9 protein-coding genes are annotated in these 18,155 nt (G+C 72.1%); 4 read left to right on the top strand and 5 right to left on the bottom strand.

The window, feature by feature from the left end:
* Window positions 1-68: 68 nt before the first annotated feature.
* The 5 genes from WMF24_RS29480 to WMF24_RS29460 all read right to left on the bottom strand — a co-directional run bounded on the left by WMF24_RS29480 (window position 69) and on the right by WMF24_RS29460 (window position 11,337).
* Window positions 69-4,718 (bottom strand): CARDB domain-containing protein, encoded by a 4,650-nt coding sequence (locus WMF24_RS29480; RefSeq protein ID WP_437730746.1) that lies wholly within the window; start codon window positions 4,716-4,718, stop codon window positions 69-71.
* Window positions 4,719-5,065: 347 nt separating this feature from the next.
* Window positions 5,066-7,030 carry a hypothetical protein gene (locus WMF24_RS29475; protein ID WP_437730745.1) on the bottom strand — a complete coding sequence of 655 codons (1,965 nt, stop codon included), beginning with the start codon at window positions 7,028-7,030 and terminating at the stop codon, window positions 5,066-5,068.
* Between the two features lie 197 nt (window positions 7,031-7,227).
* Complete coding sequence (locus tag WMF24_RS29470; protein WP_437730744.1) at window positions 7,228-10,047, bottom strand: cation-translocating P-type ATPase; 2,820 nt, start codon at window positions 10,045-10,047, stop codon at window positions 7,228-7,230.
* Between the two features lie 13 nt (window positions 10,048-10,060).
* Complete coding sequence (locus WMF24_RS29465; RefSeq protein WP_437730743.1) at window positions 10,061-10,894, bottom strand: PspA/IM30 family protein; 834 nt, start codon at window positions 10,892-10,894, stop codon at window positions 10,061-10,063.
* A 53-nt stretch (window positions 10,895-10,947) separates the two neighbouring features.
* Window positions 10,948-11,337: a hypothetical protein gene (locus tag WMF24_RS29460; RefSeq protein WP_437730742.1), complete on the bottom strand. Its 390-nt coding sequence runs from the start codon at window positions 11,335-11,337 to the stop codon at window positions 10,948-10,950.
* Window positions 11,338-11,700: 363 nt separating this feature from the next.
* On the opposite strand from WMF24_RS29460, the gene WMF24_RS29455 reads away from it, so the two are divergent.
* From WMF24_RS29455 to WMF24_RS29440, 4 genes are all read left to right on the top strand, one after another.
* The gene (locus tag WMF24_RS29455) at window positions 11,701-13,212 is read left to right on the top strand and encodes a protein kinase domain-containing protein (protein ID WP_437730741.1); all 1,512 of its coding nucleotides are present in this window, start codon (window positions 11,701-11,703) and stop codon (window positions 13,210-13,212) included.
* Between the two features lies 1 nt (window position 13,213).
* Window positions 13,214-14,617, top strand: a complete 1,404-nt coding sequence (locus WMF24_RS29450; RefSeq protein WP_437730740.1) for a sigma 54-interacting transcriptional regulator — start codon at window positions 13,214-13,216, stop codon at window positions 14,615-14,617.
* Window positions 14,618-14,649: 32 nt separating this feature from the next.
* Window positions 14,650-16,056, top strand: coding sequence for a B12-binding domain-containing radical SAM protein (locus WMF24_RS29445; RefSeq protein WP_437730739.1), 1,407 nt, complete (start codon window positions 14,650-14,652; stop codon window positions 16,054-16,056).
* A 370-nt stretch (window positions 16,057-16,426) separates the two neighbouring features.
* Complete coding sequence (locus WMF24_RS29440) at window positions 16,427-17,935, top strand: hypothetical protein (protein WP_437730738.1); 1,509 nt, start codon at window positions 16,427-16,429, stop codon at window positions 17,933-17,935.
* Window positions 17,936-18,155 lie beyond the last annotated feature (220 nt).

The following is an 18,155-nucleotide window of genomic DNA, read 5'->3' as shown; positions in this document are numbered from 1 at the left end:
TGCGTGATATTTCGTCTCGCAATCTTCAGGAGCAGGTGAGTCGTGTCGGCACCGGGCCGCGCGGGACCCTAGAACGTCACGAGGAGCTCGCCGCCGGCCGTGGCGTTGTTGCCCTCGAGGAGCTCGGGAACTCCGCCGTAGGCGTCCACGATGGCGCCGAGCGTGTAGGTGTCCACGGGGACATAGGCGTCGGCGGGGACGGCGAGGCTTTCGCACTGGCCGGCATCGAGGTTCGGCAGCCAGGTGCCCCCGGCGATGAAGTCGTCGGTCGTGATCGTCGCATCGGGGGACAGCACGACCTCCACGCCGGCATGGCTCGGGGCTGTCCCCTGATTGCAGACGGTGATCGAGGCGTCGAAGCGGCCGCCCGACGCGGCGCTCGGCGGGCCACTGACCGCCGAGACGACGAGATCGGGGCCGTGGCCGATGGCGATCGGGTCGCCGGTGGCGGCGTTGTTGGTCTCGATGAGCTCCTGGACCGAGCCGTTCAGGTCCACGAGCGCGCCGAGGTGGTAGACGCCGTCGGGGGCGTAGGCGCTGGCGGCCACGGTGAGGTGTTCGCACTGGCCAGGGCTCAGCCCGGGGACATCGCCGATGCCAACATGGATATCGGAGGGGGTGACGGACCGGTCCGACGACAGCAGCACATCGACGTTCGCGCCGCCGCTCGGAGCCGTGCCCTGGTTGCACACGGTGACGACGGCGTCGAAGCTGCTGCCCGGCATGGCGGTCGGTGGGCCGCTCACGACGGACACGAGGAGATCCGGCAGGTCGCCGACCCCGAACATGCTGCTCGAGGTGGCGTTGTTGGTCTCGATGAGCTCCGGCGTCCAGCCGTGGGGGTCCACGACGGCGCCGAAGTGATAGACGCCGTCGGGCACCGCGAAGTGGGTGGGGACGGTCACGACCGTGCACTGGCCAGGATTCAGGTACGGCACCGGCGCGCCCCCGGCGAGGAGACCGGTGCTGCCCGCCTGGTCGATGGACGCAAGGCGCAGCTCCACGTCGCTGCCGTAGCTCGGCTGCGTGCCCTGGTTGCAGACGGTGACCTGAGCGTCGAAGCTGCTGCCAGGCAGGGCGCTGGGCGGGCTGTCCACCGCGGAGACGATGAGGTCCGGTCGATGGCCGACGCCGAGCAGGGAGCCTGCCCCGGCGTTGTTCGTCTCGATGAGCTCGGGGACCCCGCCGTACGGATCGACGATCGCGCCCAGGTGATAGGCGCCTTCGGGCACGTAAGCGCTCGCCAGGAAGGTCACGGTGACGGTGGCGCACTGGCCCGGCGCCAGGTACGGCGCCGGGCCGTTGCCGGCGGACAAGTCGGCCGTCGTGACGGTCGCGTCGGAGGAGAGGTACAGCGCGATGTCGCCTCCATAGCTCGGCTGCGTGCCCTGGTTGCAGACGGTGACCGAGGCGTCGACGTTGTAGCCAAAGGCGGAGCTCGGCGGTCCGATCACGGTGGTGACGATGAGGTCCGGCCCAAAGCCGACGCCGATCACGCTGCCCGCCGAGGCGTTGTTGCTCTCGAGGAGCTCGGCGACGGAGTCGCCCGGGTCCACGATCGCGCCGAGGTGATATGCGCCGTCGGGCACATAGGCGCTCGCGGGCACGGCGACGGAGGCGCACTCACCAGGGCTCAGGCCGGGCACATGGCCGCTGCCGGCGTGGACGTCCGAGGGCGTGATCTCCTCGTCGCTCGACAGGAGCAGAGCGACGTCGGCGCCGTAGCTCGGGGTCGTGCCCTGGTTGCAGACGGTGACCTCGGCGCCGAAGCCGCTGCCCGGCGGGGCGCTGGGCGGACCGGCGACCGCCGAGACGACGAGGTCCGGTCGAGCGCCGACGCCGAGCAGGGGCCCCGACATGGCGTTGTTGGACTCGAACAGCTCTTCCCACTCGTCGTACGCATCGACGATCGCGCCGAGGCGATAGGTGCCGTCGGGAAGATAGAGCGTTGCGACGAAGGGCACCGCGGCGCACTGCCCAGGGCCCAGGTAGGGGACCACGGCGCCGCCGGCGGGCGTGTCCTCCACCGTGATCGCGGCGTCGGCGGACAGGTAGAGATGGACGACGCTGACGTGGCTCGGGGTCGTGCCCTGGTTGCAGACGGTGACGGCAGCGTTGAAGCCGGCGCCTGGTAGGACGCTGGGCGGGCCGCTCACCGAGGAGACGATGAGGTCGGGCGAGGAGCCGATGCCGATCACGGCGCTGGCCTCGGCGTTGTTCGTCTCGATGAGCTCGGGGACCCAGCCGTACCCGTCGACGATCGCGCCCAGGTGGTAGGCGCCGTCGGGCGCGTAGGCGGTCGACGGAAAGGTCACGGTGGCGCACTGGCCCGGATCCAGGTCCGGCACCGGACCGCCGCCGGCCGGGGAGTCGGCCGTCGTGAGGGTCGCGTCCGCGGACAGGAACAGCTCCACGTTGGTGCCATAGCTCGTCTGCGTGCCCTGGTTGCAGACCGTGACCGACGCGTCGAAGGGGCCGCCGGGGAGAACGCTCGGCGGCCCGCTCACGGCGGAGACGACGAGATCCGGCGCATGGCCGACGCCGATCGCGCGGCCCGCCGAGGCGTTGTTGGTCTCGATGAGCTCGGCGAGCGAGCCGCCCGGATCCACGATCGCGCCGAGGTGATAAGCGCCGTCGGGCACATAGGCGCTCGCGGGCACGGCGACGGAGGCGCACTGTCCGGGGCTCAGGCCGGGGACATAGGCGTTCCCGGCATGGAACTCCGAGGGCGCGATCGCCCCGTCGCTCGACAGGAGCAGAGCGACGTCGACGCCATAGCTCGGGGTCGTGCCCTGATTGCAGACGGTGACGGAGGCGTCGAAGCCGCTGCCGGGCATGAGGCTCGGCGGTCCGCTCACGGCGGAGATGATAAGGTCGGGCCGGCTGCCGATGCCGATCAGGTCGCCGGCGGTGGCATTGTTGGTCTCGATCAACTCCGGCTGTGAGCCGTACGGATCGACGATCGCGCCGAGGTGATAAGCGCCGTCGGCCACGTAGGCGCTCGCGTGGATGGTCACGGCCGCGCACTCGCCGGGATCCAGGTACGGCGCCTCGGCGCTGCCCGCGAGCGCATCGGCCGCCGTGCTCGCCGCGTCGGCGGACAGGCGCAGCTCCACCATGCTGGAGCCCGGGTTCGTGCCCTGGTTGCAGACGGTGACCTCCGCGTCGAAGCCGCTGCCCGGCAGGACGCTGGGCGGACCGCTGGCCGCGGAGATGATGAGATCGGGCCAGTAGCCGATGCCGAGCAGAGAGCCTGCCCCGGCGTTGTTGGTCTCGATGAGCTCGGGGACCCCGCCGTACGGATCGACGATCGCGCCCAGGTGGTAGGCGCCGTCGGGCACGTAAACGCTTGCCGGGAAGGTCACGGTGGCGCACTGGCCCGGATCGAGGTACGGCGCAGGGCCGCCGCCGGCGAGGAAGTCGGCCGTCGTGACGGTCGCGTCCGCGGAGAGGCGCAGCTCCACGTGGGTGCCATAGCTCGCCTGCGTGCCCTGGTTGCAGACGGTGACCGACGCGTCGAGGCCGCCGCCGGGGAAGGCGCTCGGCGGCCCGCTCACGGCGGAGACGATGAGGTCGGGCCCAAAGCCGACGCCGATTGCGCTGCCCGCCGAGGCGTTGTTGGCCTCGATGAGCTCGACGAGCGAGCCGGCCGGGTCGACGATCGCGCCGAGGTGATAGGCGCCGTCGGGCACGTAGGCGCTTGCGGGCACGGCGACGGAGGCGCACTGCCCGGGGCTCAGATCGGGCACGTGGCCGCTCCCGGCGGGCCCGTCGAGCGGCGTGATCGCCTGATCGGTCGAGAGCACCACGTCGACGCCGCTGCCGTAGCTCGGGGTCGTGCCCTGGTTGCAGACGGTGACGGAGGCGCTGAATCCGCTGCCCGGCACGAGGGTCGGCGGCCCGCTCACGGCCGAGACGACGAGATCCGGCGCGTGGCCGACGCCGAGGAGCCCGCCGGCCCGCGCGTTGTTGGACGTGATGAGCTCCTCGTTCCAGCCGTTCTCATGCGCGATCGCGCCGAGATAATAGACGCCTTCGGCGACATGGGCGCTGACCGGCACGGTGACCGGCGCGCACCCGCCAGGGTTCAACCAGGGAACCGGGGCGCCGCCGAAGAGGAGCTGATCGGAGGGCTCGATGGTGGTGTCCGGCGAGAGCAGCACATCCACGAGCGTGGTCTGATTCGGCGTCGTGCCCTGGTTGCACACCGTGACCTGGACGCCGAAGCCGCCACCGGGGAGCGCGCTCGGCGGGCCGCTCACGGCCGAGACGATGAGATCGGGGCCGTAGCCGATGCCGATGTCGCTTCCAGCAGCCGCGTTGTTGGTCTCCGAGAGCTCGATCTCCTCCTCGAACGCGTCGACCACGGCGCCGAGCGTGTACGTGCCGTCGGGCACGGCTGCGGCGGTCTCGACGCCGAGCTCCGCGCATTGCCCCGCGTCGAGGTATCCCAGCACGGCGAAGCCGGTGATGGGGTCCGACGGTGTGAAGACCCCGTCGTTCAACAGGCTCACCTCGACGTGGGTGCTGTAGCTCGCCGAGTTGCCCTGATTGCACACGGTGACGGTCGTCGTGAAATAGCCTCCCGGCAGGGCGCTCGGGGGCCCGCTGACGCTCGAGATGACGAGATCGGGCTCGTCGCCCGTGAGCGCCTCGGTCGCGGCCCCGAGAGGCTCGGGTTCGCCAGGGGCTCCGCCGCTCCCGCATCCCACGGGCATCGCAACCATGCAGAACACGAAGCACACCCATTGCACCAGGGATACTCTTGGTCCGAGCATAGAAAATCAGGAGAAGGTGGCGCCGCATCCACGTCAAGGAGGTCGCGATTCCCGCTGAATATCGGCGGGATAGGGGCCTTGCACGGCGCGGTTCACGCGGTGCGCGCCAAGCACGTTCACCTGGGAACATGCTTGAACATGCGCGAGAGGTGGTGGACGTTCATGCCCGCCGCGTCGGCGAGCTCGACCGCGTCGGCGTTGCGCTCCATGCCCTCGTGGAGCAGCTCAGCGCGCGTCGCTCGCGGTGAGCCACGCGGCGCCCAGGCGCCACGTGGCTCGCTGCCCGCCTACCGCGCGAACGTCGACCCGTTCCAGACGTACCGCACCGGCTGCGCTCCGCCCCAGGGCAGGAGCAGCGGCTCGAAGCCGCCGACAGGCCCCTTGTCCTGGTTGAACGGGTACGTCTGCTCCGTCCACTCGACGGCCCGCCCGGGGGCGAGCTCGATCCCCGGCTTGTCGCCCACGCGCACGAACCTGAGCTCGCCGGCGATCTTCTTGTCGCCGATGCTGCGCCCGACCTCGGCCGCGAAGGCGCGCTGGATGCTCTCGCCCTCCAGCCGGAAGATCAGCACCACGTCGCGGTCCACCGTCCCGCCGCCCGCCTCCTTGGGGGCCGCCGCGCGGACGGCGCCGTGGACGATGATCTCCGCCTTGCCGTCGCCGGTGAGATCGAGCGCGCGCACCGAGCGGATGTCGGCCGGGGACGCGAACTGCGCGAGCGTCATGAACGCGTACCCCGCGCCGCCCCGGAAGCCCTTGCCGAACACGACGATGTCGCGGTCGTGCAGGAGCACCCGCTCGGGCTCGCGGCCGCCGGCCACGTCGGCGCCGAGGTCGAACCGCGGCTTGCTCGACGACGCCCCGCGGTCGCGCCGGTAGAGCGCGTAGACCTTGTCGAGCATCTCGGCCGGCGAGAGCGCGGGCTTCGCCGCGGCCCGCGGCTCCTCGGCCCTCGCCGCCGCCGGGCGCGGCCCCGCGGTCGCCGCCTGCCGCTCCTCGCTGGCCTTCGTGAACGCGCCCCCGTTCAGCTTGTAGAGCTGCGACTTGATCGACCCCCACGGCAGGAGCAGCGGGTCGTACGTCTGCTCCACCGCCTCCGCGTAGTTGCTCGCGTCGTACCGGGTCGCCTTGCCCGGCTTCACGCGGATCGCCGTCTTGCCGCCGTCGGAGACGAAGTCGACCTCGTTGACGATCGAGCCCTTGTCGGTCGCGATCGCGACCTCGTGCTGGAAGATCGGCCGCGGCGTGTCGCCGGCGCCGAACTGCAGGACGTGCAGCACCTCGCGGTACCTGGCGCCGGTGCCCGTGCGCTTCCTCAGGATGAGCTCGGCCTGGCCGTCGCCCGTCAGGTCGCGCGCCGTGAGCGACGGGAGCATCCCCTGGCTGGCGTCGACCCCGAGGTCCTCGAAGTAGTACTGCGCGCCCTTCCGGAACCCGGGGCCGAGCACGACGAGGTACCGCTCGTACACGGTCACCCGCTCCCGCATCGCGTCGCCGGCGACGTCGGCGACGAGGTCGTACCTCGGGGCGCCGCGGATGCCCTTGCTCCTCAGCAGGCCGTCGATGACCGCGAGCTCGGGCTCTGTCGCGAGCGGCGACAGCGACCCGTACGCCTCCGAGGCGGCGCTGCCGACGACCGCGTCGACCCCGCCGCCGCCGTCGGCGTCGTGGACGAAGAGCCCCGCCCGCAGCCCGACCCGCGTCGTCGCCGCCTCGGGGAACGCCGACCACGGGATGCTCGCCTCCAGCGTGTAGCCGCCGCCGCGGGGCGCCTCGACCACCCTGGCCCCGGCCGCCGCCTTGCCGCCCGGGAGCCGGGCGCTCCCCGCGGTCTTGCCCGGCTCGCCGGGGTACAGCGCGACCTCCTGGACCTTGCCGCCCGGGAAGCCGAGGACGAGCTTCACGTGATCCGCCCCGCCGCGCAGCGCGTCGTCGGTCACGTCGGCCGCCACGTAGACCCGCGCCTCGTCGTACGCGATGGCCGCCTGCGCGGAGAGGTCGGCCTTGCCCGGCTTGCCCTTCACCCGGGTGCCCAGGGCGGTGAGCGCCACCGGCCACTCCTTCGGGACCCCGTCGAGCTTGAGCGACTTCGCCTCGACGAGCGGCGCCGCGAGCGGCGTCCCGGCGGCGAGGGCGGGGGAGGGCGCGGCGGCGGTCGTCAGCGCGGCCAGCACGGCCGGCGCGAGCGCGGCGAGGCGGGAACCGAGGGCGGTGGCCCCCGGCGCACGGAGGTAGGGGGTTCGAGGTCTCATGAGCTCGGGTTTGGACGCCTCTCCGCGCCCGCTTGTTCTTACCACGACCACTTTGTTTCCGGATCGTCCCGCGTGAGCGCGCCCTCCGCGGGCACGACGCGGTCACGGCGCGCCGCGGCGGCGCCCCGAGCGCGGCCGGGGGGGACACCTCGGCGCGGCGGAGGGAGGGCCGGCGACGCCGGCCCCCATCGGGCGGGTCAGCGGGGCTGAGCGGACGTGGTGAGGCGGGCGGGACCGCCGTCGGAGCGGATCCGGCGGTACACGAGCTTCGCGATCTCGACGGCCGGCACGATCATCGCCGACAGGACGAGCAGGAGCATCCACTCGTTCGACGACATCTCGTAGGTGCGGAAGACCGGGCGCAGCGCGGGCACGAGCAGCGCGATCAGGTGGATCGCCGCGCTCGCCGCGACGGCGAGGAGGAGCGGCAGGCTCACGAGCGGCTTCGACCCGAAGAGCGAGACCACAGGGCTCCGGCAGCTCCAGGCGTGGAAGAGCGGCGACAGCGCGAGCAGCGAGAAGGCGACGGCGCGCGTGCGGAGCAGCGCGTCCTCGGTCTGCTCGGACGTCGCGTAGAGCGCCACGGCCGCGAGCCCCATGAACGCGCCGACGTACAGGATGCCCAGGTAGTCGCGCTTCACGAGCAGGCCCTCGTCGCGCGGGCGCGGCGCCTCCTCCATGAGCTTCGGATCCGGCGGATCGATCCCGAGCGCGAGCGCCGGCAGGCCGTTCGTCACGAGGTTGATCCAGAGGATCATGAGCGGCGTCAGCGGGGGCCACTTGCCGAAGAACGAGACGACGAACACCGCCACGAGCAGGCCCATGTTCGACGAGAGCAGGAAGAAGATGAACTTCTGGATGTTGCGGTAGATGGCGCGCCCCTCGCGCACCGCCTCGACGATGGTCGCGAAGTTGTCGTCCGCCAGCACGAGGTCCGCCGCCTGCCGCGCCACGTCGGTGCCGCCGCGCCCCATCGCCACGCCGATGTGCGCCTCGCGGAGCGCGGGCGCGTCGTTCACGCCGTCGCCCGTCATCGCCACGATGTGGCCGTGCGCCTTGAACGCCCGCACGAGCCGGAGCTTCTGCTCCGCCGTCGTCCGGGCGAAGACGCGCAGGTGCATGATCCGCCGCGCGAGCTCCTCGTCGCTCATCGCCGCGAGCTCCGCGCCGCTGAGCGCCTCGTCGCCCTCGTCCCAGAGCCCGATCTCCTTCGCGATCGCCGTCGCCGTGAGCCGGTGGTCGCCGGTGATCATGACCGCGCGGATGCCGGCGCGGCGGCACTCGGCCACCGCCTCCTTCACCCCCTGCCGCGGCGGGTCCATCATCCCGACGAGGCCGAGGAACGTGAGCTCGCGCTCGACGTCGTCCTCGTCGCGGCTGACCCGCACGCGGCGGCAGATCGCGAGCACGCGCAGCGCCTGCTCGCTCATGCGGTCGGCCTCGGCGATGATCGCGCTCCGGTCGTCGTCGGTCAGGGCCCGCACGCCGGCGTCGGCGGCGAACTTCACGCAGAGCGGGAGGAGCACGTCGACGCTCCCCTTCACGTGCGCGATCTCGCGGCCGCGCTCGTCGCGCGTGATCACCGTCATCCGCTTGCGGTCGCTGTCGAAGGGCAGCTCGTGCACGAACGCGTGCGACGGCGCGACCGACTCGCGCGACTGGCCGCCCTTGGCGGCGAGCGTCAGCAGCGCGCCCTCGGTCGGGTCGCCGACGATGTTCCAGCGGCCCGCCGCCCGGTCCTCGTTGAGCGACGCGTTGTTGCAGAGCGCGACCGTCGCGAGCAGGTAGTTGAGCGGCGCCGACGGCTCGACGACCTCCGCGCCGCGCTCGTCGCGCAGCGCGCCGGCCGGGTTGTACCCCTCGCCGCTCACCGTGAACCGGTGGCCGCCCGCGTAGACGTTCCGGACGGTCATCTCGTTCTGCGTGAGCGTGCCCGTCTTGTCCGACGCGATGATCGTCGCGGCGCCGAGCGTCTCGACCGCGGGCAGCTTGCGCACGATGGCGCCGCGCTTCGCCATGCGCTGCATCCCGAGCGCGAGCGTGATCGTCGTGATCGCGGGCAGGCCCTCGGGGATGGCCGCGACGGCGAGGCTCACGCCCTCGAGCAGCAGCTCGTGCCACGGCCGCCCGCCCCGGATGAACCCCCAGCCGAGGAGCACCGCGGACAGCGCCAGGCACACCCGCAGGATGATCGCGCCGAAGCGGTCGAGGCGCTCCTCGAGCGGCGTCTTCTGCTCGCCGACCGAGCGGATCATCTCGCCGATGCGGCCGAGCTCGGTGTGCACGCCGGTCGCGGTCACGACGGCGCGCCCCTTGCCGCGCACGACGCTCGTGCCGGTGAAGACCATCGTGACCCGGTCGCCGAGCGGCGCGTCGCGCGCGACCGGGGAGAGGGCGTCCTTGACCGCGGCCGCGCTCTCGCCGGTCAGCGCCGCCTCCTCGGTGGCGAAGCTGATCGTCTGCACGAGCCGCGCGTCGGCCGGGACCGAGTCGCCCGCCTCGAGCTCGAGGATGTCGCCGGGCGCGACGTCCTCGGCGGCGATGACGATGGTCTTGCCGCCGCGGCGCACGCGCGCGTTCGGCGCGCTGAGCTTCTGGAGGGCCTCGAGGGCCGCCTCCGCGCGCCGCTCCTGGTAGTACCCGAGGAACGCGTTGAGGATCACGATCAGCAGGATCGCGATCGCGTCGCCGAACCGGTGGAGGAAGCTCTCCGTCTTGTCGGCGGTGAAGCCCACGACCACGGCGATCGCCGCGGCGGCGAGCAGCGTGAGCACGAGCGGGTTCGCGAACTGCTCGAGGATCCGGACGAGCGCGCTCTTCTTCTTCGTCTCGGGCAGGCGGTTCTTCCCGTGCTCGGCGAGGCGCCTCTGCGCCTCGTCCTCGGAGAGCCCGCCGGACGAGCTCACCCCGACGCGCTCGAGGAACGCGCCGACCTCTTCGGCGTGCACGGGGATGGGGGAGGAGGGGGGAGCGGCGTTCGACTCGGTCCGGCGGAGCGCCGTGGCAGCTTGGCTCATGGGCGGGCGTGCTCTAGCGCTTCATCCGGGCCTGTTCACGTTGTTCTTCGGCCTCGAGCTCCGCGATGGCCGCCGCGAGCTCGTCCTGCTCGGCCTGGGGCATGCCGGTCGGCGCGCCGCCCGTCCCGGCCACGCGCACCTGCTGCGGCGGCGGCGCGGGCGGCGGCTCGGGCGGCAGCACGCCCATCTTCCGCTTCAGCGCGAGCAGCTCGTCGTCCGCGCCTGCGGTCGCCTCGAGCTGCCCGAACCGCTGCGCCAGCGTGTCGCCCGTGTACTGCTCGGCGATCTCCCCCGCGGCCTCGGCCTCGGCCTCGATCTGGTCGATCTTGTTCGCCATCCGGTCGAACGTCTCGAACGCGGAGGCGTTGTTGAGACCGCTCATGGTCTCCTGGATCGCCTTCTGCGCCTCGGCCCGCTTCTTCCGGGCGATGAGCACGTTCTTCTTGCGCTTCGCCTCCTCGATCTTGTTGTTCAGGAGGCGCAGCGCCGTCTTGAGCTGGTCGACCGCCTGCTTCTGCTTCTGCCACTGGTCCTTGTAGGTGGCGGCGAGCTGGTCGTGCTCCTTCTTGCGGTTCAGCGCCTCCTTGGCGAGCGCGTCGTCCCCGGCCTTGATCGCGAGCATCGCCCTGCGCTCCCACTCGGCGGCGTTGGCGGCCTCCTGCTCGGCCTGCTTGGCCAGCCGCTTCTCGTCGGCGATCGAGACGGCGACCTGCTTCTTCGCCTCGATCAGCTGGTTCGACATGTCGATGACGACCTGGTTCAGCATCTTCTCGGGGTCCTCCGAGCGGCTGATGAGGTCGTTCAGGTTCGACTTGATGAGGGTCGCAAGGCGCGCGAAAATTCCCATAGATCAGCTCCAACTCTCGGGTAGCGCAGGGGTCGAGGGCGCGGCAGGTCTACTCAGCTCAGCGCGAGATCGTGCAGCACGGGGACGTGGCGGGCGAGCGCGAGATCGATGTCGCTGAGGATCGCCTCGAGCTCGTTCATGTCGAGGTTCTCGAGCTCCAGCGCCGCCGACAGGACGACGGTGCCCGCCTCGATCCCGTACGAGGCGTGCATGAGATCCGTCGCGTTGTACTCCAGCAGGCGGCGGAAGAGCCTGGTCTGGTGGGCGTCGTCCTTGGGCACGGGGCCGATCGTGACGCGCACCGCGACGATCGGCGGATCGACGCGGATCGCGATCGGCGGCGCGTCGGGGCCCCCCGAGACGAGGTAGGTACCGGCGTCGTTGTCGAACCGGCGATCGAGCTGCAGGAGGTAGGTTTCGACGTCCTCGGCTGTACGCGGCATGGCGCCGCGAGCCTACAGAATGATGCCGCCTCGGGCTAGTGCCGCGGCCCCGTCGTCCCGCGGTCCGGCACGTTCCTCCCGGGATTCCTCGTCGTGACGCAGACCACGGTCGCGCGATCACGACCCCGCGCCGCCTCGCGCGCGGCGCGCGTTGCCGTTCCCTCCGCGTCGCCCGCGTCGCCCGCGTCGCCCGCGTCGCCCGCGCCGCCCGCCGCCCGCCGCCCGCCGCCCGCCGCCCGCCGTGAGCGCGACGCGCCTCGCCGCCAGCGGCGCGCGCCTCTGAAGATCTCGGCTTTTGCCGGCGCTCTCGCTTTTTTCTCACCCGTTCGAAGATGGCGGTGGTACGGTCCCGATCCAGGTTACGTGGCGATCCACCCGGGCGACCTTGTTGCTGGCTACCGCGTCACCCGCCTGCTCGGGCGGGGCGGGATGGGCGAAGTCTGGGCCGCGACACGGGAATCGGACATGCAGCCGGTGGCCATCAAGGTGCTGCTCGCGCGCGCCGCGATGAAGCCGGACCTCGTGCGGCGCTTCGACCGGGAGGCGAAGATCGCCTCGGCCATCAAGAGCCCGTACGTCTGTCAGCTCCTCGAGGTCGGCGAGACGGAGGACGGCGCGCACCTGCTCGTGTTCGAGCAGCTCGACGGCGAGTCGCTGGCCGATCGGCTGAAGCGCGAGCAGTACCTGCCGTTCAGCGAGGTCGGCCCGATCATCGACGACGTGCTCCAGGGGCTCGTGGCCGCGCACGAGGCGGGCGTCATCCACCGCGACCTCAAGCCGGGCAACATCTACCTGGAGCACCTCGGCCTGCCCGACCGGCGCGAGCGCGCGAAGATCCTCGACTTCGGCATCTCCAAGCTCACGCGGCGCGAGAAGGAGGAGCCGACGCTCACCGCCTTCGACGCGACGCTCGGCTCGTTCGCGTACATGGCGCCGGAGCAGGTGCGGGGCGCGGCGCGGGCCGACGAGCGGGCCGACATCTACGCGGTCGGCGCGGTGGCCTTCCGGGCGCTGTCCGGGCGGCTGCCGTTCGAGGGCGCGACGGCCGCGGTGCTCGTCGCGATGAAGCTCGACCGACCGGCGCCGTCGCTCGCCGAGGCGACGGGCGAGAAGTGGCCGGTGGGCATCGAGCGCTTCCTCGAGCGGGCGCTCGATCGCCGGCGCGAGCGGCGCTTCAGCTCCGCGGCGGAGGCGCTCACGAGCTGGCGCGCCATCCAGCCGGCGAACATCACGCGCGCGGTGCGCCGCTCGCAGCGGAGCCGTCTCCCCTCGGAGCTGCCCGAGGCGTTCCTCGAGGACAACCCCACGGTGGTCGACGGTCCCCCGACGATGACCGAGAACGGCGGCTTCTCCGACGCCGCCCCGAGCGTGCCGCCGCCGCCGAGCCGGACGAGCGGCGCGCCGCCGCCGCCGCCGAGCCGGACGAGCGTGACGCCGCCGCCGCCGAGCCGGACGGGCGGCGCGCCGCCGCCGCCGCCGCCGAGCCGGACGAGCGTGACGCCGCCGCCGCCGAGCCGGACGGGCGGCGCGCCGCCGCCGCCGCCGAGCCGGACGAGCGTGACGCCGCCGCCGCCGAGCCGGACGGGCGGCCTGACACCGACGCCGGCGAGCCGGACGGGCGGCGCGCCGCCGCCGCCGCCGAGCCGGGCGGGCGTCGCCCCCCCGCCGCCGCCGAGCCGGGCGGGCGTCGCCCCCCCGCCGCCGCCGAGCCGGGCGGGCGTCGCCCCCCCGCCGCCGCCGAGCCGGGCGGGCGGCGTCCCCCCGCCGTTGCCGAGCAGGACGGGCGGCGTCCCCCCGCCGCCGCCCAGCAGGTCCGGCGCAGAGATCCCCCGGCCGGAGGGCCCCCCTTCGCGCCGCAAGACAGAGAGGCACTGAGTTGCTCGACGCCACGGTAGGCACGAAGAACAGGGTCGAGGTGCGTGGCGGGCGCATTCGCCCGACGAAGTCGTCGCCCGCGCGCGGCGGCGGCGGGTGGCTGGAGATCGGCACCGACCCCGTCATCGTGGGCCGCAACGCGGCCTGCCAGCTCGTGCTCGACGACGCCAAGGTGAGCGCGGTGCACGCCGAGTTCGTCGCGACCGAGCAGGGCGTGCGCGTGCGCGATCTCGACAGCAGGAACGGCACCTTCGTCGGCGGCGTTCGGGTCGGCGACATCTACCTGCTCACGAGCACGAAGCTCCGGCTCGGCGAGACGGAGATCCAGTTCGAGCCGCTGCGCCCCGAGCGCATCACGGTCTCGGCCATCCCCTCGTTCGGCCCGCTCGTGGCGAGCAGCGCCGGGATGCGCGCCATCTTCGAGCGCCTCTCCAAGATGGCGCCGACCGATCTCACGGTGCTCATCACGGGCGAGACAGGCACGGGCAAGGAGCTCGTCGCCCAGGCGCTGCACCTCGCGAGCGCCCGCTCGAAGAAGCCGTTCGTCGTCGTCGACTGCGGCTCGATCCCGCCGACCCTGGCCGAGGCGACGCTGTTCGGCCACGAGCGCGGCGCGTTCACCGGCGCGGTCGACAAGCGCCTCTCGCCGTTCATCGAGGCCGACGGCGGGACGATCTTCCTCGACGAGCTCGGCGAGCTGCCGCTCGAGGTGCAGCCGAAGCTCCTCCGCGCGCTCGCCGAGCGCCGCATCAAGAGCGTCGGCGGATCGAGCTACCGCGAGGTCGACGTGCGCGTGCTCGCGGCGACGCGCCGCGACCTCGTGCGGGCCGTCAACGCCGGGAACTTCCGGAGCGACCTCTACTTCCGCGTCGCGCAGATCAAGATCGAGCTGCCGGCGCTCCGGCAGCGCGTCGAGGACATCCCGGTGCTCGTCCGCCGGATGCTGAAGGATCTCGGCGACGAGAGCGCGTACGAGCGCGTCTCGAACAGCACGCTCGAGCGGCTGATGCGGCACGACTGGCCGGGCAACGTCCGCGAGCTGAGGAACGCGGTCGCCGTCGCGTTCGCGCTGGCGGGCGAGGGCGAGGAGATCGACATCGCGGCGCACCTCGGCGCGCTCACCGAGACGCCGGTGCACGGCAACTCGTCGCCGCCCATCGCCGCGGGCGGGGGCGGCGGCGGGGGCGGCAGCTTCAACGGGTCGTTCGCGTCGCTGAAGGGCCGGCAGTTCCAGGAGGCGAAGCGCGACGTGCTCGCGCGGTTCGAGCGCGACTACTTCGCCGCCCTGTCCGAGGAGGCGAAGGGCAACGTGAGCGAGATGGCGCGCCGCGCGGGCATGGAGCGGGCGCACGTCCGGGCGTACCTGCGCCGCCACGGCATCGGCGCGAAGCAAGAACCGGAGTGACCGGCGCGGCCCCGTGATAAGTACGATCTGCCATGCAGATCGAGCTCATCGCCACGGCAAGCGAAGATTCCGCCTACCTGCCCCGGGTGGGGCTCGGCACGCTCGCGGCGCTCACGCCCCCCGAGGACGAGGTCATCTACACCGATGACGTCGTGCAGCCGTTCGATCTCCAGCGCGACGTGAAGGACGTCGACCTCGTCGGCATCAGCGTCGACAGCAAGACCGCGCGCCGGAGCTACGATATCGCCGCCGCCTACCGCAGGCGCGGCGTGAAGGTGGTGCTCGGGGGCATCCACCCCACCGCGTGCCCGGACGAGGCGATGCAGCACGCGGACGCCGTCGTCGTCGGCGAGGCCGAGGACGCGTGGCCCGCCCTGCTCGCGGACGTGAAGCGCGGCGAGCTCAAGCCCATCTACCGCCCCGAGCTGCCGAACCTCGCGGGCCGCCCCGCCCCGCGGCGCGACCTGTTCACCTCGAAGAAGTACATCCCGTTCCAGGTCGTGCAGACGATGCGCGGCTGCCCGTATCCGTGCGAGTTCTGCAGCGTGTCGACGGCCAACGGCACCACGATGCGGTTCCGCCCGACCGACGAGGTGCTCGCCGAGCTGAGGTCGCTCGGCAAGCTCATCATGTTCGCGGACGACAACGTGATGATCCACCGGGCCTACTCGAAGGAGCTGTTCACCCGGATGGTCCCGCTGAAGAAGCACTGGATAGGCCAGTGCTCGCTCGCCGCGGTCAAGCGCCTCGAGAACGTCAAGCTCATGGCCGAGAGCGGGTGCAAGGCGCTCTTCATCGGCTTCGAGAGCATCGACGACGAGACCGTCAAGTTCACCGGCAAGCGGCAGAACCGTCCGTCCCAGTACAAGGAGACGATGGCGATGCTCCACGATCACGGGATCTCCGTCTGGGGGAGCTTCGTCTTCGGTTTCGATACGGACGATCCCGAGGTGTTCGATCGCACCGTGGAGTTCGGTATCGAGATGAAGCTGACGATGGCGCTGTACGCCATCCTGACCCCGTATCCGGCGACGCAGCTCTACCGCCGCCTCAAGGCGGAGGGGCGCCTCACCGACGAGCGCTGGTGGCTGCGCCGCGACCACGACGCCGGCTCACCCTACTTCGTGCCCAAGCAGATGTCCCGGGAGCGGCTCCGGGAGGGGTGGGTGTCCGCGTGGACGAAATTCTATTCGCCGTCGTCGATATGGCGTCGGTTCACCCTGACCCGGCAGTCGAGCTGGGTTCAGCTCGCCGGCTTCTTCCCGCTGAACTTCATGCAGCACACGCTGGCGCACCGCAAGATCGCGGGCGGCGAGCAGCGCTTCCGGTCCGGCGTCTACATCGAGGAGACGGCCTCTCCGCCCGCGGTGCAAGCGCAGGCGGAGCCGCCGCAGCCGGTGAAGGCCAGCGGCGGAAGGCATCTGCCGATCGTCGGTTGAAGCGCGCCGACCTCCGGGGCGCGCGCCCGCGTCGGCGGGCGTCGGCTGTGCGCTGCGGCGGGGCGCGCGACGTGGGCGCGCGCCCCGCCGGCCCGCGGTGACGCGGTGTTCTGCCGCACCGCACCTCGCCGCACGGCGCCCCGCGTCGGCGGTCAAAACCACGCAGCGCGCCGGGCAGGGCCCGCCATCGATCGCGCTCGGATCGGTCGCTGCGCCCGCGCGCGGGGCGCGCTCGCCCACCGCTACAGTACCGCTGTCTCTTGACGATTTTGCTACACTGGCAGGCGCTCCTGGAAGATGCCTGGGGGTGTCGGGCGGGGGGGTGAACCGGTTTTGTCCCCGCGTCGAGGTCCCTCGAAATGGAGGTCTCATGCGTCGACTTCGTTTCTCCTCCTCGCTCCTCCTCTTCGCGGGCGCTGCGGCGTCCAGCGCCGGCGTCGCGGCGAGCTGCAGCGCGACGGGCACGCCGGGCCCGTTCAACGTCGGCGGAGGTGGCAATGCCGGAGCTGGGGCGGGGGGCGAGAACGAGGCGGGAGGGCCGGGCGGCCTCCCCAACCCCGACGGCGGGCAGGAGCCGGCGGACGACGTGACCGTGAACCCGTGCGGCAGCGGGTGCGGCCGCGAAGAGCTGTGCACCGCGGCCCACCTCGGCCTCGACGACGACTGCGACGGCGAGATCGACGAGGAGTGCCCCTGCGTCCCGGGCCAGGCGCACTCGTGCTTCCGCGGCGACCCGTCGTTCCGGGACAGCGAGGGCTGCTTCCCCGGCACCCAGCTCTGCGACGAGACGGGCACGTGGGGCCCGTGCCTCGGCGGCGTTCACGCCGACGAGACCTGTTACGTGAACAGCTCCGTCGCCTGCCACCCCATCCAGGCGCTGCCCTTCGCCAGCGTCGACCTCAAGGCGGGCACCGGCATCTTCAGCGCGGATGCCGTCGCGGGCTCCGAGCGCTGGACGGTGGCCTGCCCGGACGGCGTCGACCCGTGCCCCGCCGTGAGCGGGTCGAACCCCGCGGACGATTTCAGGCCGCTGCAATCGGGCGAGTACATCGTCACGTACACGAAGCGCGTCGCGGGCGGCGAGACCCAAAGCTGCAAGTACCCGCTGTTCGTCGGCGCCGGCGGGCTGCGCGTCGAGCTCGAGTGGGAGCACGACTTCGGCCGGGTCGATCTCGACCTCCACCTCCACAAGCCGAACAACACGCAGCCCTGGAGCATGACGGGCTCTGCGGTGGACTGCGGCTGGAACAACTGCACCATCGCGCAGTTCGCGATCCCCTCCGAGCGCCAGGTCCGCTGGTTCAGCGACAGCGGGGAGCCGCCCGATCCGGTGAACTGGTTCCTGGATCCGGTGGACAGCAACAACACCTGCTTCTTTGCCCCCCGGGGCGTCGGGGACGCCTGGCGGGCGAACCGCATGGGCTGCCACAACCCGCGGCTCGACCTCGACAACAGGAGCTGCGACGCCGAGGTGACCGACCCCGAGCGCGAGGATTTCTGCGCGCCCGAGAACATCAACATCGACTTCCCGCCGAAGCGCCAGTGGATGCGCGTCGGCGTGCATTACTATGGTCACGGCGGGGTGCTGCCTGACGACGTCCACCCGCGGGTCAAGATCTACTGCAACAGCGCCCTGGGGGCCGATCTCGGGCCCACGGGGTTCTACAGCCCCGAGCGGCCCGTCGCCTTTGCCCCCGGGGACGCCGGCGACCGGTTCTGGCTCGTCGCCGACGTGCTCTTCCCCGAGCCCGACGAGTGCGGCCAGGCGACCTGCATCGTGCAGCCGATCTACGACAACCCCGACACGAAGACGCCCCTGCTCACCACGAGGGACCACGTCGAGACCGATTTCGGTCCCGCCTACCCGCCGCTCCCCTGACCGCGCGCGCGGCGCGCCCGCGCCGCCTTCCACCGCCGCGGCCGCTCGCGCCCTCGGGACGGCGCCGGCGGTCGGCGACACCCGCGCGCGGCGACACCCGCGCGCGGCGCGCCCGCCCTCCGGCAGGTAGAGAATCTGTAGTGATTTACCTGATGGTGGTTCGCCTGACTCCGTTTCTCGGGAACACGCGCATTGCGGGCGCGCGGCCGTCCGTTATCGA

The sequence above is a fragment of the Sorangium sp. So ce1335 genome, assembly GCF_051521615.1.
GTDB lineage: Bacteria > Myxococcota_A > Polyangia > Polyangiales > Polyangiaceae > Sorangium.
This window is presented reverse-complemented; position numbering and strand designations above follow the sequence as displayed.

What these genes read in the sequence shown, in the direction of transcription:
- WMF24_RS29480 (WP_437730746.1), bottom strand. Translation starts at nt 4,718, where the DNA reads ATGCCCGTGGGATGCGGGAGCGGCGGAGCCCCTGGCGAACCCGAGCCT.
- WMF24_RS29475 (WP_437730745.1), bottom strand. Translation starts at nt 7,030, where the DNA reads ATGAGACCTCGAACCCCCTACCTCCGTGCGCCGGGGGCCACCGCCCTC.
- WMF24_RS29470 (WP_437730744.1), bottom strand. Translation starts at nt 10,047, where the DNA reads ATGAGCCAAGCTGCCACGGCGCTCCGCCGGACCGAGTCGAACGCCGCT.
- WMF24_RS29465 (WP_437730743.1), bottom strand. Translation starts at nt 10,894, where the DNA reads ATGGGAATTTTCGCGCGCCTTGCGACCCTCATCAAGTCGAACCTGAAC.
- WMF24_RS29460 (WP_437730742.1), bottom strand. Translation starts at nt 11,337, where the DNA reads ATGCCGCGTACAGCCGAGGACGTCGAAACCTACCTCCTGCAGCTCGAT.
- WMF24_RS29445 (WP_437730739.1), top strand. Translation starts at nt 14,650, where the DNA reads ATGCAGATCGAGCTCATCGCCACGGCAAGCGAAGATTCCGCCTACCTG.
- WMF24_RS29440 (WP_437730738.1), top strand. Translation starts at nt 16,427, where the DNA reads ATGCGTCGACTTCGTTTCTCCTCCTCGCTCCTCCTCTTCGCGGGCGCT.